The organism is Flavobacterium sp. T50_26 (assembly GCF_057652995.1).
Genome location: NZ_JBYFCC010000031.1, coordinates 1 through 19,022, shown reverse-complemented (window position 1 = coordinate 19,022; position 19,022 = coordinate 1). Strand labels below are relative to the sequence as shown.

Genomic DNA, 19,022 nt, shown 5'->3' with positions numbered 1-19,022 from the left:
TCTAGAAAAATGAAAAGAGAAGTAATTCAAAGTTTGACAAATAATTTTGAAGACCATTCCCAAACCACAGAAAGTGGAATTGAGTTTTGGTTTGCAAGAGATATCCAACATTTATTGGGATATACCGAATGGAGGAATTTTGAAGGTGTAATTAAGAGGGCTGTTCAGATTATTGTTAATACACAATCGGAAGGTATTATACAAAAAACAACAAAAAATGTAAAGATTGGTTCAGGGGCTATAAGAGGAGTAAAAGATTACAAAATTGATGAAAATGGTTTTATATTGATAAGAAAACTTAGTGCAAGTCAAAAACTTAATAATGCTTTTGAAATTAGAAATGAAACAATTTTTCTACAATTAATTCAAAAATATTGCTCTAAACTTAGTATTAAATTTGAATATCAATATAAATTACATAATTATCGATTTGATTGCAAAATAGGTGAAAATCTTTTAATTGAGTTTGATGAACCACATCACTCTTATAGTACTAGTCAAAAAAGAATAGATATTGATAAAAATAAAATTGCCAGTGATAATAATTTTAAAATTTTTAGAATTGATTTAGATATGGATATAATTGATGTTATAGTTATAATCCAAAATAATATTTAAAATATGAAGATGAATATATTTGATAGAGTTTTTTTTGGTGGAATAGATAATCAACAATTAAAAAAGAAACTAGGAATTCCCGACAATAGACCTCTAGCCGATTTTCTTCCCACAATAATTGTAAAAGCCAAAGATTTCGCAACAGAAATAACCGTGTATAATATGAAAGAAAAGGGATTGTCAACAGAAAGTTCTATTTCATCAGAGCACGTAAAAAACAACAAAGGTGTTCGAAAACTTTTATTAGATCGCGACATAGTGCCAGAAAATGTTCCGCCAGAAGAAGACATCAAGAAGCTGGAAAGAAGGGTGAATTCAGAAACGAATAATTTGAGTAAGAACCCGGATAAATTATCATAAATTTTACATAGCAGCTATCTTTTGGTAGCTGTTTTTTTTTTAAGCTATTTCCCGCTTTCCATTCCAAGTCCGTTTGTTGGGTTTGGTTCGGCTAAGCTCCGCCAAGAGCTTCCGTTGGTCGCTTTGGCAAAGCAAGCCTCACGCAACCCCAACAAGCCGGGCTTTCCATTACAATCGGGGCTAGGTGTAAGTGCTCAGTTAACAGTTAACAGTTTTCAGTCGCAGTCTCAGTTTTAATTCAGATGAAGCAATATAAGTTTTCAGAAGCTTGGTGCCTTTCTTTCTTTCTTTCTTTCTTTCTTTGCGGCAAAAAAAGTCACAGTCTAAGTTAAAGTCACAGATCATTCCGTAGGAATCTAAATAAGACATTCCGAATCAACTTTCAATTCGTACCTTTGAAAGTCAATTTCCAACAAAAGAAAAATTACAACTCATTTAGTTACTCAATGAAATCCCTCCCAAAATCCCTTCATCAAAAACTCCTCCAACGAGAGCAAAACAATGCTCTCCGAAAGTTGGTTTTACCCAATGATTTAGTCGATTTTTCTTCTAACGATTATTTGGGTTTTGCCAAAAACGAAGCGATTTTTCAACAAACACATGAATTTTTAATTGCAAGAAATTACAAAGTAAACGGAGCCACTGGTTCGCGATTGCTCACCGGAAACCATTCGATTTATTCAGATACAGAAGAATTCATTGCCCAATTTCATCAAGCCGAAGCAGCCTTAATTTTTAATTCCGGCTACGATGCCAACGTCGGTTTTTTTAGCTCCGTTCCGCAACGAAATGATATTATTTTATATGACGAACTCAGTCATGCTTCCATTCGTGACGGCATTCAAATGAGTTTAGCCAAATCATTCAAATTCAAACACAACGATGTAGTTGATTTAGAAAATTTACTAATCAAGTGCCAACCCGCAACCCGTAACCCGCAACCCGCAACCATTTTCATCATCACCGAAAGCGTTTTTTCCATGGATGGCGATTCACCCGATTTAGAAAAATTGGTCGCTTTATCCGAAAAACACAATGCCTATTTAGTCATCGACGAAGCCCATGCTTTAGGAGTTTTTGGAGAAAACGGAGAAGGTTTAGTGCAACAATTGAATTTGCATAACAACGTTTTTGCCCGAATCATCACCTTCGGAAAAGCATTAGGATGTCACGGAGCAGCTGTTTTGGGGAGTGAACAACTCAAAGCCTATTTAATCAATTTTGCCCGAAGCTTTATTTATACCACCGGATTATCACCGCATTCGGTTGCGACTATTTTGGTAGCCTATCAGCATTTGGCTAAAAGTCAGCAAGAAAGAGAAAAACTTTTTCAAAACATAAACTTTTTCAAGCAATCTTTTTCAACTTTCAACCCGCAACCCGCAACCTGTAACTTTCAACTTCCATCCTCCTCAACCATCCATTCCATCATAATTCCCGGAAACGAGCGAGTAAAAACCATTGCCCAACAACTCCAACAAAACGGCTTTGATGTAAAACCTATTTTGTCGCCAACCGTTCCTGAAGGTCAAGAAAGATTGCGGTTTTGTTTGCATTCTTATAATTCTCAAAAAGAAATTTTTACTGTTTTAGATTTGTTAAGTACTTTTGTGTTTTAAGCCACGGATAAAACTGATTTTAACAGATATAAACAGATGATATGACAAATTTAATACACAAATCAATTACAGATTCAATTTTAAAAGCCTATTACAATGTATATAATGAGTTAGGCTCCGGTTTTCTTGAAAAGGTATATCAAAATTCCATGTTTTTTGAATTAAAATCGTTTGGTCTCAAAGTTGAAGCACAAAAACAAATTCAAGTTTACTTTAAGAACCAGCTTGTTGGAGATTTTTATTCAGATTTATTAATAGAAGACAAAGTAATTGTTGAGTTAAAGGCAACTGAGTTTCTTATGGATATTCACACAGCTCAAATAATGAATTATTTAAAAGCAACACCCATTGAAGTTGGAATGTTGTTAAACTTTGGAGAAGAACCGGAATTTAAAAGAGTGATTTACACAAATGATAGAAAAACAAACATTAAAAATCAGTAATAATCCGCCGAATCCGTATAATCTGTGGTTAAAAATATCGCCGGCATAGAGAAAGATGAAGAAATAGTAAAAGCATAATTTCAACCTTTTCAAAAAATCCTTGCAAACTTTGCGTATTCTTTGCGAACTTTGCGGTTAAACAACTACCATGAAATTATTCATCACCGGAATTGGCACCGACGTAGGAAAAACAATCACTTCCGCCATTATCACCGAAGCTTTGGAAGCCGATTATTGGAAACCCGTGCAAGCAGGCGATTTACATTTTTCAGATAGCCATAAAATAGAATCGCTTCTGTCTAATTCCAAAACTAAGATTCATCCCAATAGTTATGCTTTACAAACGCCGGCAAGCCCGCATTTTGCAGCAGCGATTGATGGAATTTCCATCAACATCAATTCCATCAAAGAACCTAAAACAAAAAATCATTTGGTAATTGAAGGAGCAGGAGGAATATTCGTGCCTTTAAATGAAACGGATACGGTATTGGATTTAATTCAACCCGATTACAAAGTAATAATCGTTTCTCGACATTATTTGGGAAGTATCAATCATACATTGTTAACGATAGAAGCTCTTCAAAACAGAAAAATTTCCATAGCCGGAATTATTTTTTCCGGTGATGAAAATGAAGCTACAGAATCCATTATTCTATCTAAAACAGGAGTAACTTTTTTAGGAAGAATTGACAACGAACCCTATTTTGATCAAAATGTAATTACCTATTACGCCGAAAAGTTCAAAGAAAATCTTCAACGCCTCGTCTAAACAATCCAACAATCCAACAATCTAATAGTCGAACAATCCAAAAATCCCCTCATGAACCTTTCCCAAAAAGACAAACTATACAACTGGCATCCGTATACCCAACACCAAACCACCGGACTTTTACCGGCGATTGTAAAAGGACAAGGTGTTTATCTTTGGGATGAAAACGGAAAACAATACATCGATGCCATTTCAAGTTGGTGGGTCAATCCTTTTGGGCATTCAAATCCGATTATAGCCAACGCGATTTATAAACAATTAACTACGTTAGAGCATGTTTTGTTTGGTGGTTTTACGAACAAACCCGCTGTAGAATTAGCAGAAAAATTGATTTCTATTTTACCATCCAATCAAAAAAAACTGTTTTATTCGGATAATGGTTCAACTGCGGTGGAAATTGCTATTAAAGCTGCGTTGCAATTTTTTTACAATAAAGGAGAAAAGCGTACCAAAATCATTGCTTTTGAAAATGGATTTCATGGCGATACGTTTGGAGCGATGGCAGCCAGTGGCATTAGTTTTTTTACCGAAGCGTTTCAAGGATCGATGTTAGAAGTGGTTCGGATTCCGATTCCGACATCAGAAAACAATAGTTTAACTTTATTGGAAGATTTACTGCAAACCAACGAATTTGCCGCCTTTATTTTTGAACCGCTCGTGCAAGGTGCAGCCGGAATGGTGATGTATGAACCACAAGAATTAGACAAACTTATTTCGCTTTGCAAAAAAAATAATGTTTTTACAATTGCCGACGAAGTCATGACCGGATTTGGCAAAACCGGAAAAACCTTTGCGTGTGATTATTTGAATGAGCAACCCGACATGATGTGTTTATCAAAGGCATTAACCGGAGGAACTATTCCGATGGCGGTGACGAGTTTTTCGCAAGAAGTTTTTGACGGATTTTTGTCGGAAAACGTGAACAAAGCATTATTTCACGGACATACGTTTACCGGAAATCCAACCGGATGTGCCGCTGCTTTGGCTGCAATTGATTTGCTTTTTTCGACAGAAATGCAAGTAAACATTGTTCGAATTGAAGAGCAACATTTGCAGTTTAAAAAGCGATTGGAACTTCATTCAAATACTGAAAATATCAGAACGTTAGGCATTATTCTCGCTTTTGAAATTAAAAGAGAATCATCTGAAAGTTATTATGGTGATTTTAGAAATAAGTTGTATGCTTTTTTTATCGAAAACGGCATCATTCTTCGTCCGGTGGGAAATACCATCTACATACTTCCTCCTTATGTTACCACTAATGAACAATTGGAAATAATTTATAAAACCATTGAAAAAGCGTTGCAGATAGTGTAAATTTGTATTTTATAAATTTCATTCAACTTTCTTTTTTTGAACTCAAAAATTGCCATAACTTCTTTTGCTTCGCTTTCTCCTTTAGGAAATGATGCGGTTTCTGTTTGGGAAGCCTATCAATCGGAACAATCGTTAATTAAACCCAATCAAATTGGAACTTCTACTGTTTTTGCTTCTTCTTTATCGGAAGAAAATAAACAAAAAGTAGCTGCTTTGCGATTATCCGAAACCAAATATAAATTTTTAGACGATTCGGTTTTGTTTGCCATTTTAGCTTCGCGACAAGCAGTTGCATTAGCCGGATGGGATGAAAATGCTGTTTTTGGAATAAACATTGGTTCTTCACGAGGAGCCACACAATTGTTTGAAAAGCATCATGCCGAGTTTTTATCCACCGGAAAAGCTCAAACCTTAGCTTCACCAACAACAACTTTAGGAAATATTTCGAGCTGGGTAGCTCAAGATTTGCAAAATAATGGACCGGAAATTTCGCATTCCATTACGTGTTCAACCGCGTTGCATGCGTTGCTTAACGGAATTGCTTGGCTCAAATCAGGTATGGCCGATAAATTTTTAGTGGGTGGGAGTGAAGCACCGCTAACTCCATTTACGATTGCTCAAATGCAGGCGTTGAAAATCTATTCTTCGGCGGAAAGTTCAGAGGCTTATCCGTGCAAAACCTTTGATTTTTCTAAAACAAAAAACACAATGGTATTGGGAGAAGCCGCTGCCACAATTTGTTTAGAAAGAGGTGAAAACGAAAAAGCAATTGCTTATGTAGAAGGTTTTGGCTATGCTACTGAAAATTTAAAACATTCTATTTCTATTTCTGCGGAAGCGACTTGTTTTCAAAAATCGATGAAAATGGCTTTGGGAAAAATGAATCCGGAAGAAATTGATGTGATTATTAGTCATTCACCCGGAACAATTCAAGGCGATTTGAGCGAAATGAAAGCAATTGAAATTGTTTTTGGAAATTCAATTCCATTACTCACAAACAATAAATGGAAAATTGGACACACTTTTGGTGCTTCCGGCATGTTGAGTGTAGAAATGGCTTTGTTGATGCTACAGCACAATCAATTTATTCAAGTTCCTTTTTTGAAACAACAACAGCAATCTCGTCCGTTAAAAAAAATCATGGTGAATGCGGTTGGTTTTGGTGGAAATGCGGTGAGTATAGTTTTATGTAAGGCATAAAAAAAATTGATTTCAAAAAAGAAAGTTTATAATTCAATTTGAATTTTCACTTTTCCGCCAAAACCTTTTTCTACAATATCATACAAAGTTTTGAGCGTTAAATTACCTCCGTTGTTTTCTATCCTTGAAATATATTCTCTTTTTTTGTCAATTAAATCGCCAAGTTCAGTTTGTGTTAATTGCTTTTCTTCTCGAGCTTTTTTTAATAGTAAACCAATTTTAAAACCTTGGAATTCTCTTTCAAGTTCGTCACGTCTTTCGGTTCCTTTTTCACCGTAGACATTATTTTTGATTTCTTTCCAGCTTTTAGTTTCCATACTTATTTAGTTTTCTCTTGGTAATAGTTAGTCATTAACTTTAACGCTTTCTCAATTTCATTTTTTGGAGTTTTTTGCGTTTTCTTTTGAAAGCCATTAAGTAATATTACTAGTTTTCCATTGTCAAAAAAGCAAAATACTCGCCAAATATTTGAGCCTAACTGAATTCGAGCTTCATACAGACCATTTGTTCCTTCCATCGATTTTAAATAATTGGATGGAACTCTTTCTAACGTTTCAATGGCTTCAATTATTTTGAATATTTTATCTTGAACTTTTTTTGGCTGCGATAGTAGAAAATCTTCAAAATGATTTTCGTAGGCGATGACTTCACGAACTTTCATTTTACAAAGGTAACTTAAAAGTTACTATTAAAGCAAATGTTTTCGATTTTTTCATACTAACTAAATGAATAGTATGCTTTCAAAACCATTTAGAAAACCAATTTTTTCGTCACAATTTCATTATTCTCTAGTTTTATTTTTACAATTACAACTTGATTAGAAATGTTTAATTGATTTGAACTAAATTCATTTTGATTAATATCTTCGTAGAAAGCAACTTGTTTTCCGGTTATATCAAAAACTGAAATTACTTCAATAGAATTGTTAAGTGATTTAACTTCAATTGTTTTGTTTGATTTGATTACTTGCAGATTATTTTCTGCTAATGCTGGATTTTCAACACTTAAAGTTTCGTTTGTAAATCGCAATTCAAAACGGTCGTCAAAAGTTCCCGGAGTTGTTTCAAAACTAAATGGAGCAGCTTTTAAATCATGATACAGTTCGGTAGTTTTATCAAATAGATACACATTTTGTTCGCCAAAAAATCCGTCAAATTGTTCAATCGCAATAGACATTACACCTGAAATTGTGCTTATAAAACCTATTGGAATAATTTCTGTTTCTTCAAATGGCAACGCTCTTCCTTGGATGGATAATTTATTTTCATCCAAAATAGAATATATACTCACAAAATTTCCACCGTTTGTGTGTTTTCCATCAAAACCATAATCCAATTCGTTCGTTGCATCATTTAAATAACCTAATAATGTTTCGTGATAGGCTCCGTTTTCATTTGAAATATTCAACCACAAGCGATTTTTTTCGTTTGATTCAGAAGATGTTGATGGAGATGAATTTCTGAAAAATTGATCATTTTGTTCAACCACTCTCATGCTATTGTTAAATTGTGCTTGATAGGTTCCGTTTGCCAAGTTATTTTTTACATTAATAAAAAACGCTTGTCCCGAGGCTATTTTTCCGTTTGGAGCAACGGCACCTGTAATAGCTGATCTGGAGGTTTTTACTCCACCCGTTAAATTATATGAAGCATAATCATCAGCAGTATAATTATATGCCTGATTACCCGGAATACTATTGCTGAGTGCTGTGTTGTGCGTCCATAAATAAATAGTTCCATCAAAAATATCTTTATTTACAGGATCTAAAATAAATTTGTCAATGTCAATGGCAGACGGATAAGGATTTCCGAGAAGGTTATTGGTTTTCACACCTTTTGTTGCATCCACCTTAACGTTACCGTTATTGGCAGTACCGATAAAATGACCTTCATAAACCCCTTGAGTAGCGTTGGTTAAACTCCATCCGTTTGGAGCACGAACAATATATCCTTTTCCTGCTTGCATTACATGATTTCCTCCGGAAAGTGTTGTCCAGCTTCCAAGAGCAGGATTATAACTGTGGTAACGAGACGGATTGGTGTTTGGCGATAATTGGTTTAATTTCCATCCATCAACCGGCGAAGACCAATAGCTGTAATCTAGTGTTTTCATCGGTGTTGTGTTTCTGTACACTAAAATTTCTCCCACACTTTGGCTATCGTCTTCCACTTGAACCAAACTTCCACTGTCTAAAATGGTTAAATTTCCATGAACAGTTAGGTTTGTTTCAATTTTAAAATAATTGCTTTCGGCAATAATTGCTTCTACATTTTCACTAATAAGTAATTCGCAAGCAATTAAATTTCCGTTAAATGCAGTATTATAATCACCATTTAAAATCGCTTTTACATTTTCATCCGGTGTGCCGTTATTCCATGAAGAACCATTCCAAACCGTTGTTGTTCCGCATTTTTGAGCCATGAATTCATCTGCACCAATATCTGGAGTCGTTATACTTCTGGTTTCTAAGTCGATGTCGATTGTAATACTGCTCAAAAATGTTCCTTTGTTGTCTAAATCCGGATTTTCTTCGGTTAAATGTAAATCGGTTGCCGAAACGAAATTTGGAATTAAGTTTAAAGAATTAGTGTCTTTTGAAGTGGCCGTTTTCCAATTGGCTAAAGTTGTTCTATTTGAACCCAAATAACCAATGTGTTGAGCAGAATAATAATTGTTGTAATCAATTGTTGTGAAGGCAGAACTTGTCACAGCAGAGTAGATTGCATACCGTGTTCCCGTGGTAGAAGTGTTTCCTAGAATGTTATTTACTACACTAAATTGAGAACCGGCATCAATTCGTAACGCAGCACTAGCATTATTTTGATTGGTGTTCATCACAATAGTGTTGTGGTATAATTTTATATCTCTTCCACTTCTAACATAGATTCCGTTTGCATTGTTTGTTGTTGTTCCGTTTGTTGCAACATCGCTAATAAAATTATTGCTAATTACTGTATTTGTGTTGGTAGAACTTGAAATGTTTATGTCGATTCCGCGAACAATTCCGCCACCACTATTTTTGATGTTTCTAATTACGTTTCTTGTAATGGTTGCATTGCTTGTACTTGTTCCTTGAATGTACATTGCCGCTCCAATCATATTATTTGCAGGATGTGAAAAATTTAAAATCTGATTTCCTGAAATACTATAAGTCAATCCGTTTATAATATTCATTCCATACATGTTTGTGCTTCCACTGTTGATGTGACGAAGACCATCAATAATATTATCATCTATCCTAAAATTACTAACGTTGTTGATATAGAAACCCATGTCCGGTTTCTGACTGTCAACGGTTGTAATCAACTTGTTGTTGGTAATGGTAAGATTGGTAATTCGAGTAGAATTAGTGTTGCTATTCACATGAACACCTTGTCGGATATTAATAAACTCGTTGTTGCTAATTTGTGTGTTTGTATTGTTGGCAGTTGCCATACTGTTTGAAATAGTACCATTATCGGTGCTTGCATTTCCACCGGAAAAAACGCCACTTAACCAAAGACCATCTTGATTTCTATTAGTGTTTTTTAGGATGGTGTTTTTTATTGTTATGTTTGTTGCAGCATTAGTCCCGTTACTGGCAATCCAGAAAACAGTTTGACTTAAATAGTTTACCGCATTATTATTTTGCAAGGTTAAATTGCGACTATTTTGATTATTGGAATTGTTTCCGTTAATGATGATATTATCACCTCCATTAATTTTTATTACCGCAGCAACTCCGGTATATCCGTTTGGATTATTCACTGAAATGGTCACGTTTTTATTTTCTGCCGGTTCAATTGTTACCGTATTTGTAGTGCTTGAGCCAGCAAACGAATTGATTTGAAGTGTGGCAGTATAACTTTCGTTGTTCAGTAGTTTAAATACTACCGGACCATTAACGCCATTTGTGTTTAATCTGGCAATTGCATTTTGTAAATTGTTAAACGGACTAGCTTGCCCGGTGCCAATCTGATATGTTCCGTTTAAGGCTTGAGCAAAAGTGAAAAGTGGTAAAAAGCAAACAAAAAATAAAATTTTTTTCATAGTAGATTTGGTATTTTTTTTAGGGGCAATTCTTTTTTGTACTAATTTTCGTTGTCAAAACTATTTCTTAATTTTTTTAAATCAAAATAAAAAATCGATAAAGTGTATAATTTTAACGCCAAAACACAACATTTAACGTTTTTTGAAAGAAAAAACATATTAATATGATTTTTCATCTCTTTTATTTACGGCAAAAGTACTTCCATGGTTTTCGCATTAAAATTAAATCAGGTGAATTGTAATAGAAAACGATGAGCAACATCAATTAACAGTTTTCGTGTTGTACGTCGATAACGTTAACAGATTTTAACAAAGTGTTGGTTTTGCTGGGTTTGGAGGGAAGATGGGGGATGGAAGATGGGAGATGGAAGATAGAAGATAGAAGATGGAGGAGCGAAGATGGAAGAGTTAAGATAAACGTTCCAATTTTTTGGAAGCTTCATACACCCAATCGCTTTCCCAGCCTTTTCGGAGTAAGGTGTCGCAGAATTTTTTTCTTTTTTTGAGTATATTTTTTTCGGAAATTGAATCCCACGTTTTTTCCGCTAAATCAGTAAAAGTAATCTCATATTCTTCTTCCGGAATTTCATTTAAACCCATTCGAATTAAATAATCAGAAATGTTTCGTTGTTTCAATTCGTTTGAAATTCGTTTTTTTCCCCACTTTTTTTGGTGAAATTTACTGATGGAAAACAACTTAGCAAACCGTTCTTCGTTCAGAAAATTATGATGAATTAAATGCACAATCACTTCGTCATGTTGGTTTTGAGGAACCGCTAATGCATACAATTTTTGAACCACTTCGGCATGGCAACGCTCCTGATATGAGCAGTAGAATTCCATCTTTTGAACTATTTCTAAAAGCGAAGTGTTTGACTGTGAACTCAATGATAGAAATTTAGTGGTTTTTTGTTAATAATTTAGTAACGCAAAGGTATTGAAATTCTGCAATTTAGCTGTAAATTTGTACCCACCAAAAATTCAACTATAAAAGCCAAAAAAACTATAAAAACTTATCATTTCCAAAAATGAAAACAAGAATACTTTTATTAGCACTTTTATTGAGTGCTTTTTCGTGGGGGCAATCGATTTTTGAAAATCCGATTACAGGAACAAATCCCAATACAGCTAACCCTTACACAACTGGTCAAGTTGTAGCAACTAATTTGACGGCTTCCGGTATCGGGAGAGGGTCAGGAGTGGCAGGATCTAATGCGAATAATAGATATAATGCTTCAGGTTGGGATTCAGCATCATTAAATACAAACGATTATTTTCAGTTTACGCTTACTCCTGCCGCTGGGTATCAAATTGATTTTGTTAATTTTGTTTACACAGGTCAAGCATCTGGAACGGGAGCTACTAGTTTTGCATTTCGTTCAAGTGTAGATGGCTATGCCTCAAATATTGGCACTGCATCTGCAGCAGGAACTACAATTTCTCTTACAGCGGCTACTTATCAAGGAATAACTTCTGCTATAACTTTCCGAATTTATGGATGGGGAGCTAGTGCTGCCGGTGGAACTTTTAGTATTAATGATTTCACTTTTAATGGCTATGTATATTCAACAGTTCCAGCGGCACCAATAATCACCAGTGAATTAAATGTCTCAGGTTTTGTTGGAGATCCGTTTAGTTATACAATAACTGCAATAAATAGCCCTACCTCTTTTAATGCTACTAGTTTACCTCCGGGATTTTCAATAAACACAACAACAGGTGTAATTACAGGAACACCAGGAGCAATAGGGACTTTTTATATCTCAATATTTGCAATAAATGCAAGCGGTTCAGATGAACAAACACTAACATTAACAGTAAGTAATCCAGGTCCCGAAATTAATGTTAGAGGTGCAACAGGAGCAACTAATAATATAGTTAACGGGAGTACAATTCCAAATGCGTTCAATAACACACTATATGCTGCTCAAAATATTGGAAACAATCAACTGAAAGATTTTAGAATACAAAATATAGGAATTTCAAACCTTAATTTAACAGGAGTACCTCGTGTGCAGATATCTGGTCACACCACAGATTTTACAGTTACAACTCAGCCTTCTTTAAATGTTTTGCCTGGTGGTTTTTCAGATTTTGTAATCCGATTTGCTCCAACTACAGGAGGAGTTAGAACAGCTGTTGTTTCTATAATAAATAATGATTCAGATGAAAATCCATATACCTTCACTATTCAAGGAACAGGAATTGCACCCGATATTAGTGTGATAGGGAATGGGGTAGATATTATAAATGGAAGTACAACAACTTCCTTAACAAATCACACCAATTTTGGTAATGTAAATGAGGCCGGTGCAGCCAGTAAAGACCGTAATTTTTATATTGCTAATTATGGAGGAGCGAATTTAACTCTTTCAGCCGCAACAATTAGCGGACCAAATGCTGCTGATTTTACAGTTTTTGCATCGCCTGTTACTCCTGTTGTTGCAAATAGTGTTTCAATTTTAACGATTCGGTTTAACCCATCTGCACTAGGCTTAAGACAAGCCACAATCTCAATTCCTAATAACGTTTCAGGAAAAAGCCCTTATGTTTTTGCAATATCTGGAGTTGGAATTAATTTTGATGAATGTGTTCTTACAACACCCAGTCTAATTTTTTCTCAAAACTTTGATACAGTAAATACATTAGGATATACTCTTTCAACTTTTTCTACTGGAACAACTCCTGTTGTTGCAGGCGGACAAGCTTTTGGAAGTAGTAGATCAGTTTCAACTAACAAATTTATAGGCACACGAAGTTTACAAGTAAACGGAGCCTTTGCCGCTTCATACAGTGATAATGATGGTTATTCCACAGTATTGTTTGATGCGGTGGATGTTACTTCCTATTCAGAGGTAGAATTGCGTTTTAATGTAGGTGCTTATTCAACTAGCTCAACACAAGGATTAGACTTTGGTAGTGATCAAATTAGAATTTTTATCAGTTCCGATGGAGGATTAACTTGGTCTAATGAACTCATAGTTAAAGGAGATGATAATTCTATTTGGGATATAAACACGGCTACACCCGCTAATTACATAACAAATTATCGAGGAGTTAATATTCCTTTACAAACTGCTCCCACTACAACAAATTCAGTTAATTTAGGTATTAAGCATTATAGGTTAACGACTTTGCCGATTTCTAATCAACTTCAGATTAAGTTTGAATTTTATGTTGATCGTTCAGATGAAATTTGGGTATTAGATAATGTAGAAATAAGAGGAAGAACTCCATTTACAAGTGTTTGGGAAAGTAATAACTGGACAGGAGGAGCACCAGATCAATTTAGAAAAGCTATTTTTAGAGATGATTACAACACTGGAGCACACGGAAATGTAGTAGCTTGTGAATGTGAGATAGATGCTACACATACAGTAACCATAAATGCAAATAGTCATATCCAATCTGCAGGACGAATTGTAAACAATGGAACATTAACCGTTCAACACAACGGAAGTTTAATTCAATTAGATGATTATGCTGTAAACAGTGGAAACATCAGCGTACAACGAACCGCCAATATTCGTCGTTTAGACTATGTGTATTGGTCGTCTCCTGTTGCTTCTTTTCCTGTGTTAAACATTTCTACAGGAACTCCGGCTTCCAATGTCTTTAAATGGTTGCCAACTATTTCCGGAAATTTTGGAAATTGGACAACCGCAAACGAAAACATGGTGCAAGGAAAAGGCTATATTGTTCGCGGGCCTTCCACTTTTACTACAACCATTCAACCTTTTACTACCGCATTTACAGGCATACCAAATAACGGTATCTTTACACCGGATATTGAAAGGGGGTCATATACAAACCCAACTGGTTACCCAAGTCCAACAAATCCTTTAATAACGGTAACCGCCAACGATGATAATTTCAATTTGATAGGAAATCCGTATCCTTCTGCAATTAGCGTTTTGGATTTTTTAAATGAAAATGCAAACATCGAAGGTTCTGTTCGAATTTGGACACATGGTGACTTGCCCGATACACCTTTTAGTGATCCGTTTTATAACAATTTTGCTTATAATTATGATCCAAATGATTATATCGTTCACAATGGTTTAGGAACAACAAGCGGACCGTTAGGGTTTAACGGTTTTATAGCATCGGGACAAGGATTTTTTGTGTTAATGAATGATGGAGCTGCTACAACAGAAACCGTGACGTTTAAAAATTCCATGCGAAATATAGCCAACACCAATAATCAATTTTTTAGACAAGCCAGTCAGTTGCAGGGTGAAGATGATTTTAAAATTTGGTTAGATTTTATTCCTCAAAACGGAAGCCCGGCTAGAACTTTGGTGGGTTATACAGATGGTGCAACCAATGAAAAAGATAGATTATTTGATGCTTCTACCAAAGTAGATGGTTCTGCTAAAATGTATTCTATTATTGATGATAAACCTTATATTATTCAAGGAAGAGCTTTGCCTTTTGATGAAAATGATGTGGTGCAAATGGGTTATAATACGTTTACGGCAGGAACATTTACTGTTGCCATTGCCGATGCAGTAGGATTAGGCAATAAAAAAGTATATTTAGAAGATAAACTTTTAGGAGTTATTCATGATTTAACCGCAAATCCGTATGTATTTGTTTCTACTGTAGGAACATTTAATGATCGTTTTGAATTGCGTTATACAAATGAAATACTTTCTACGCCGGATGTAACGGAAATAGCTTCTGCAGTAATTGCATTTACTACAAACGGACAGCTTCATGTGAAATCTTCGCTAGAAAAAATAAATAGTGTTTTGGTTTATGATGTTTTAGGACGATTAGTGTTTTCTCAAAAAGGACAAAATTCTAATGAATTTGTTGCCAATACTACGCTTTCCAAACAAACAATTATAGTTCAAATTGAATTAGAAAACGGTCAACTGGTTACCAAGAAATTGATTTTATAAGGTTTTTTAAAAATAAAAATTAAGAAATCCCTTCCGTTTTTGGAGGGGATTATTTGTTTCGTATAGTATTTTTTTAAATACAAAATAATAGAAAAATAGAGTTCTTTCAACCGGAAATCAACAAATTGAAATAAAGTTAATATTGGAACCACTTCAAAAAATTGAGTTGAATGATGTATTGGGAAGAATACTCTTCTCTAAAGATGCTCATTAAAGTCAATCGTTTTTGTTCTGGGGTTAAAACCATCTTTTCAAACCTTTACGATAAAAGTTCAATTGACTACTGGACAAACGATTATTAAAAAGATAATTTTTTAAAAAAAAAATACATAAAATTTAGAAAGCCGGAAATTTATCCGGCTTTTTTTTGCCGTTTATCGATGTTCTTTGCTGATTGCCGAACTTAACGTATTGATAACCTGATTTTATGGTTTTCTTATTCATTCTACTTAAATTTGTTATGTCAAAAATTAAAAACTATTTACATGATGAAAACAAAAATTACTTTTAAACCCTTTTTCTTGCTATTGCTCTTTGTGGCAACGATGGGTTGGGGTCAGACTTTTGAGCAGATTACGACTCTTGAGTCATTAACAAGTGGTGAGTATCTCATAGTGGGCGATGGCTCGACTAATGATGGAATTATGCTAAACACAACAAGTAGTGGGCCAATTATTAACTTCACTGCTGTAACCAATCCGGGAAGTACAATTACTACGGGTTTTACAAACAATAATGTATTTGCCATTTCTGTTGAGTCAAATCAAATTACAATTTACAATCCATCTGTTGGATATGTGTCATGGGGTAATACAGGAACAGGAACTACAAATCATGCAGGTTTTTTTAATAACACACCGACAAATAACGAAAAATGGACGTATAGTGTTGCTTCAGGATTGTGGACATTAAGCAATGTTGCTACGCCGGCTAGACAATTGCAATGGAATAATTCAAGTCCACGATTTGCCTGTTACACATCAGCACAAGTAAAATTAAAATTATATAAAAAGCAAGTTGTTGTTTCAGAACCAACCCTTTCTGCTACTCCAACTACAATTTCAGATTTAACATATGTTGTTGATGAAGGACCTTCAAATGCTTCATCATTTGTAGTAAGCGGAGCAAATTTGGATGGGTCAGAAGATATTACGCTATTGGCTGATACAGGTTTTGAAATTTCTACCGATAATTTAGCTTTTAGTGAAGAAATTGTTTTAACCGGATATAATGGAACGAATACAACAATTTTTGTTCGATTAATTTCAGGTTTAACAGCAAATAGTTATTCAGGAATTGTTTATATAGCAGGTTATGAATTAGAATCAGAAGTGACTGTTTCCGGTACGGTGACAGAACCAGCCGGACCATTAAACCACTTGGTTATTAGTCAAGTTTATGGTGGCGGCGGAAATACAGGAGCACCTTTTAAAAACGATTTTGTTGAGATTTACAACCCTACTACAACTGCGGTAAGTTTAAACGGATGGTCTATTCAGTATGCTTCTAGTAGTGGTACAGCATGGACAAATAATGTAAATTTGCCAAATAAAAGCGTTCAACCAGGTGGTTACTTTTTAGTGCAGCTAGCCGGTGGTGCTACAGGTAGTGATTTGCCAACAGCAGATCATACCGGAACTATTAACATGGCTGGAACAAATGGAAAAGTAGCTTTAGTAAATAGCACAACGCCTTTAACCGGTGGTTGTCCAACTGATGCAAGTATTATTGATTTTGTAGGTTATGGAAGTGCAAATTGTTTTGAAGGATCTGGAGCCACTTCAGTTCTTTCTAACACAACAGCAGCTATTAGAAATAATAATGGTTGTGATGACACCGATGTCAATTCTGCCGATTTTACAGTGGCTACACCTACACCACGAAATTCAGCTACGGCTTCTTTTTTCTGTGATTTTGTAACATCACCAATACTAACCGCTACACCGATGGCTGTTTCGGGACTAAACTATATAGTTGGCTCAGGTCCATCTAACTCAAGTTCTTTTCAGTTAAGTGGTTTAAATCTTGATGGAAGTCAAAGTGTAACAGTATTGCCGGGTGATAATTTTGAATTATCACTTGATAACTCAACATGGTTTGGATTTGCTGAAGGTGGAATAACGCTTTCCAATTATACAGGCGGTGCAACTACAGTATCGGTTCGTTTAGTTGATGGATTAGCTGTTGGACCTTATGCTGATATTGTTTATATAGAAGGTTATGGATTTGATTTAGAAATTAATGTGTCTGGCGAAGTTGAATCACTTCCGGACCCTGAATTAGTTGTTTCAGCAAGTGCATTCGATTTTACTAATGTTGTTGTGGGAGAAAGCAGTGCGAGTCAATCTTTCACAGTTTCAGGATCTTTTTTAACATCGAATGTTCTACTTGTAGCACCAGGCGATTTTGTATTGAGTACGAATGATGTTAATTTTTCTTCCTTTTTAAATTTAGGACAAACGGGTGGAAATATCAATGGAGAACCTGTTACAGTTTATGTTCGTTTTCAACCTTCTTTTTCAGGAGCTACCGGTGGTGATATCGAAATATCTTCAGCTGGAGCTATTACTCAAATTGTAACTGTGTCAGGAACGGGTGTTGATCCAGTTATTGATGCACCAGTTGCATTAGCCGCTACATTTGTAGGTGCTGATTCTTTTGTAGCTAATTGGGAAGAAGTAGTAGGTGCAGCAAGTTATCAAATTGATGTTTACTCAGAAACCTCTACTTTAAGTCCGGAATTAGTGACTAACGGAGGTTATGAAAACGGAAATACAAATGGCTATACTTCGGTTAGTGGTTCAGATAATTATCTTATTTCGACCGCAAATCCACATACAGGAATTTACTATGTATCCAGAACCGGAACCGCAACGTCAATAATTCAACAAGATGTAAGTGTGGAAGTAGGTAAAACATATGTGTTTTCATTTTGGTATAACGACTATGCTGCGTCAGGTACAAATGGATTAAAAAACTTCTCCATTCAAGGAACTTCCGGAACCAGTTATATCGAAGGAGGAACACCTGCAAAACTTCCTGCAGCTAGTACTTGGACTAAATATGAAAGAACTTTTACAGCTACACAATCAACAGTTAGAATCAGTTTACGTTCTTATGAAGCTGTTTCAATTGATGATATAAGTATTCGATCTACCGATACCGTACTTGAAAATGTTCCTGTACTTGGTTCACCTTTTACTGTTTCTGCTCCAGACACTTCCTTATCAGTTTCTGGATTAGCTAGCTCAACAACGTATTACTACGTAGTACGTGCTTTTGACGGTACAACTTCTGAAAATTCAAACGAAATTTCTGTTTTAACATTAACACCTACTCTTTGGTATCTAGATATTGATGAAGACGGATTTGGAGATGACAACGAAACGCTATTGGAAGTTGATCAACCTTTTGGTTACGTAGCTATTGGCGGCGATTGCGACGATACTGACGAAACCATATATCCTGGAGCCACAGAAATCTGTTACGACGGAATTGATCAAAACTGTAATGGTAATTTAAATGACGGATGTCCTGTTGTTTTAGCTCAATTGCGTACAGATAATTGCGGAGCAACACTAACAGCTATTAATGAGGTATTACGTGGTGATTTAGTATCGCCAAGTGTTCCAAATGGAGTTGCTAGAACAGGTTACCGTTTTAGATTAACTAATACGTTAACAAATGAGTTCCGTGAAGTAGAAACGTCAAACTATGTGTTCCAAATTTCTAGTACAGACATTGCAGAATATGCTACTGT

At 35.2% G+C, this 19,022-nt stretch carries 13 protein-coding genes; 9 read left to right on the top strand and 4 right to left on the bottom strand.

What is annotated here, in order from left to right:
* Nucleotides 1–9: 9 nt before the first annotated feature.
* The 7 genes from AC23MC_RS14925 to AC23MC_RS14895 all read left to right on the top strand — a co-directional run bounded on the left by AC23MC_RS14925 (nucleotide 10) and on the right by AC23MC_RS14895 (nucleotide 6,326).
* Nucleotides 10–618: a hypothetical protein gene (locus AC23MC_RS14925; RefSeq protein WP_487569148.1), complete on the top strand. Its 609-nt coding sequence runs from the start codon at nucleotides 10–12 to the stop codon at nucleotides 616–618.
* 3 nt (nucleotides 619–621) lie between these two features.
* Nucleotides 622–978: a hypothetical protein gene (locus AC23MC_RS14920; RefSeq protein ID WP_487569147.1), complete on the top strand. Its 357-nt coding sequence runs from the start codon at nucleotides 622–624 to the stop codon at nucleotides 976–978.
* A gap of 446 nt (nucleotides 979–1,424) precedes the next feature.
* Nucleotides 1,425–2,597 (top strand): aminotransferase class I/II-fold pyridoxal phosphate-dependent enzyme, encoded by a 1,173-nt coding sequence (locus tag AC23MC_RS14915; protein ID WP_487569146.1) that lies wholly within the window; start codon nucleotides 1,425–1,427, stop codon nucleotides 2,595–2,597.
* A 41-nt stretch (nucleotides 2,598–2,638) separates the two neighbouring features.
* Nucleotides 2,639–3,040, top strand: a complete 402-nt coding sequence (locus AC23MC_RS14910; protein ID WP_487569145.1) for a GxxExxY protein — start codon at nucleotides 2,639–2,641, stop codon at nucleotides 3,038–3,040.
* A 148-nt stretch (nucleotides 3,041–3,188) separates the two neighbouring features.
* On the top strand, nucleotides 3,189–3,809 hold the full coding sequence (bioD, locus tag AC23MC_RS14905) for a dethiobiotin synthase (RefSeq protein WP_487569144.1): 621 nt from the start codon (nucleotides 3,189–3,191) through the stop codon (nucleotides 3,807–3,809).
* Between the two features lie 51 nt (nucleotides 3,810–3,860).
* Nucleotides 3,861–5,126, top strand: a complete 1,266-nt coding sequence (bioA, locus tag AC23MC_RS14900; protein WP_487569143.1) for an adenosylmethionine--8-amino-7-oxononanoate transaminase — start codon at nucleotides 3,861–3,863, stop codon at nucleotides 5,124–5,126.
* A 36-nt stretch (nucleotides 5,127–5,162) separates the two neighbouring features.
* Nucleotides 5,163–6,326 (top strand): beta-ketoacyl synthase N-terminal-like domain-containing protein, encoded by a 1,164-nt coding sequence (locus AC23MC_RS14895; protein ID WP_487569142.1) that lies wholly within the window; start codon nucleotides 5,163–5,165, stop codon nucleotides 6,324–6,326.
* Nucleotides 6,327–6,352: 26 nt separating this feature from the next.
* Here AC23MC_RS14895 and AC23MC_RS14890 read toward each other — a convergent pair whose 3' ends face one another.
* The 4 genes from AC23MC_RS14890 to AC23MC_RS14875 form a co-directional block, all read right to left on the bottom strand.
* Nucleotides 6,353–6,643 carry a helix-turn-helix domain-containing protein gene (locus tag AC23MC_RS14890; protein WP_487569141.1) on the bottom strand — a complete coding sequence of 97 codons (291 nt, stop codon included), beginning with the start codon at nucleotides 6,641–6,643 and terminating at the stop codon, nucleotides 6,353–6,355.
* A gap of 2 nt (nucleotides 6,644–6,645) precedes the next feature.
* Nucleotides 6,646–6,987: a type II toxin-antitoxin system RelE/ParE family toxin gene (locus tag AC23MC_RS14885; RefSeq protein WP_487569140.1), complete on the bottom strand. Its 342-nt coding sequence runs from the start codon at nucleotides 6,985–6,987 to the stop codon at nucleotides 6,646–6,648.
* Nucleotides 6,988–7,076: 89 nt separating this feature from the next.
* Nucleotides 7,077–10,355, bottom strand: coding sequence for a T9SS sorting signal type C domain-containing protein (locus AC23MC_RS14880; RefSeq protein WP_487569139.1), 3,279 nt, complete (start codon nucleotides 10,353–10,355; stop codon nucleotides 7,077–7,079).
* 408 nt (nucleotides 10,356–10,763) lie between these two features.
* Nucleotides 10,764–11,243, bottom strand: a complete 480-nt coding sequence (locus tag AC23MC_RS14875) for a regulatory protein RecX (RefSeq protein WP_487569138.1) — start codon at nucleotides 11,241–11,243, stop codon at nucleotides 10,764–10,766.
* Nucleotides 11,244–11,383: 140 nt separating this feature from the next.
* Here AC23MC_RS14875 and AC23MC_RS14870 point away from each other — a divergent pair, with 140 nt between their 5' ends.
* Both AC23MC_RS14870 and AC23MC_RS14865 read left to right on the top strand, forming a co-directional pair.
* Nucleotides 11,384–15,262: a choice-of-anchor D domain-containing protein gene (locus AC23MC_RS14870; RefSeq protein WP_487569137.1), complete on the top strand. Its 3,879-nt coding sequence runs from the start codon at nucleotides 11,384–11,386 to the stop codon at nucleotides 15,260–15,262.
* Nucleotides 15,263–15,747: 485 nt separating this feature from the next.
* Nucleotides 15,748–19,022: lamin tail domain-containing protein (locus AC23MC_RS14865; protein ID WP_487569136.1), on the top strand; the 3,275-nt coding region annotated here is incomplete at its 3' end.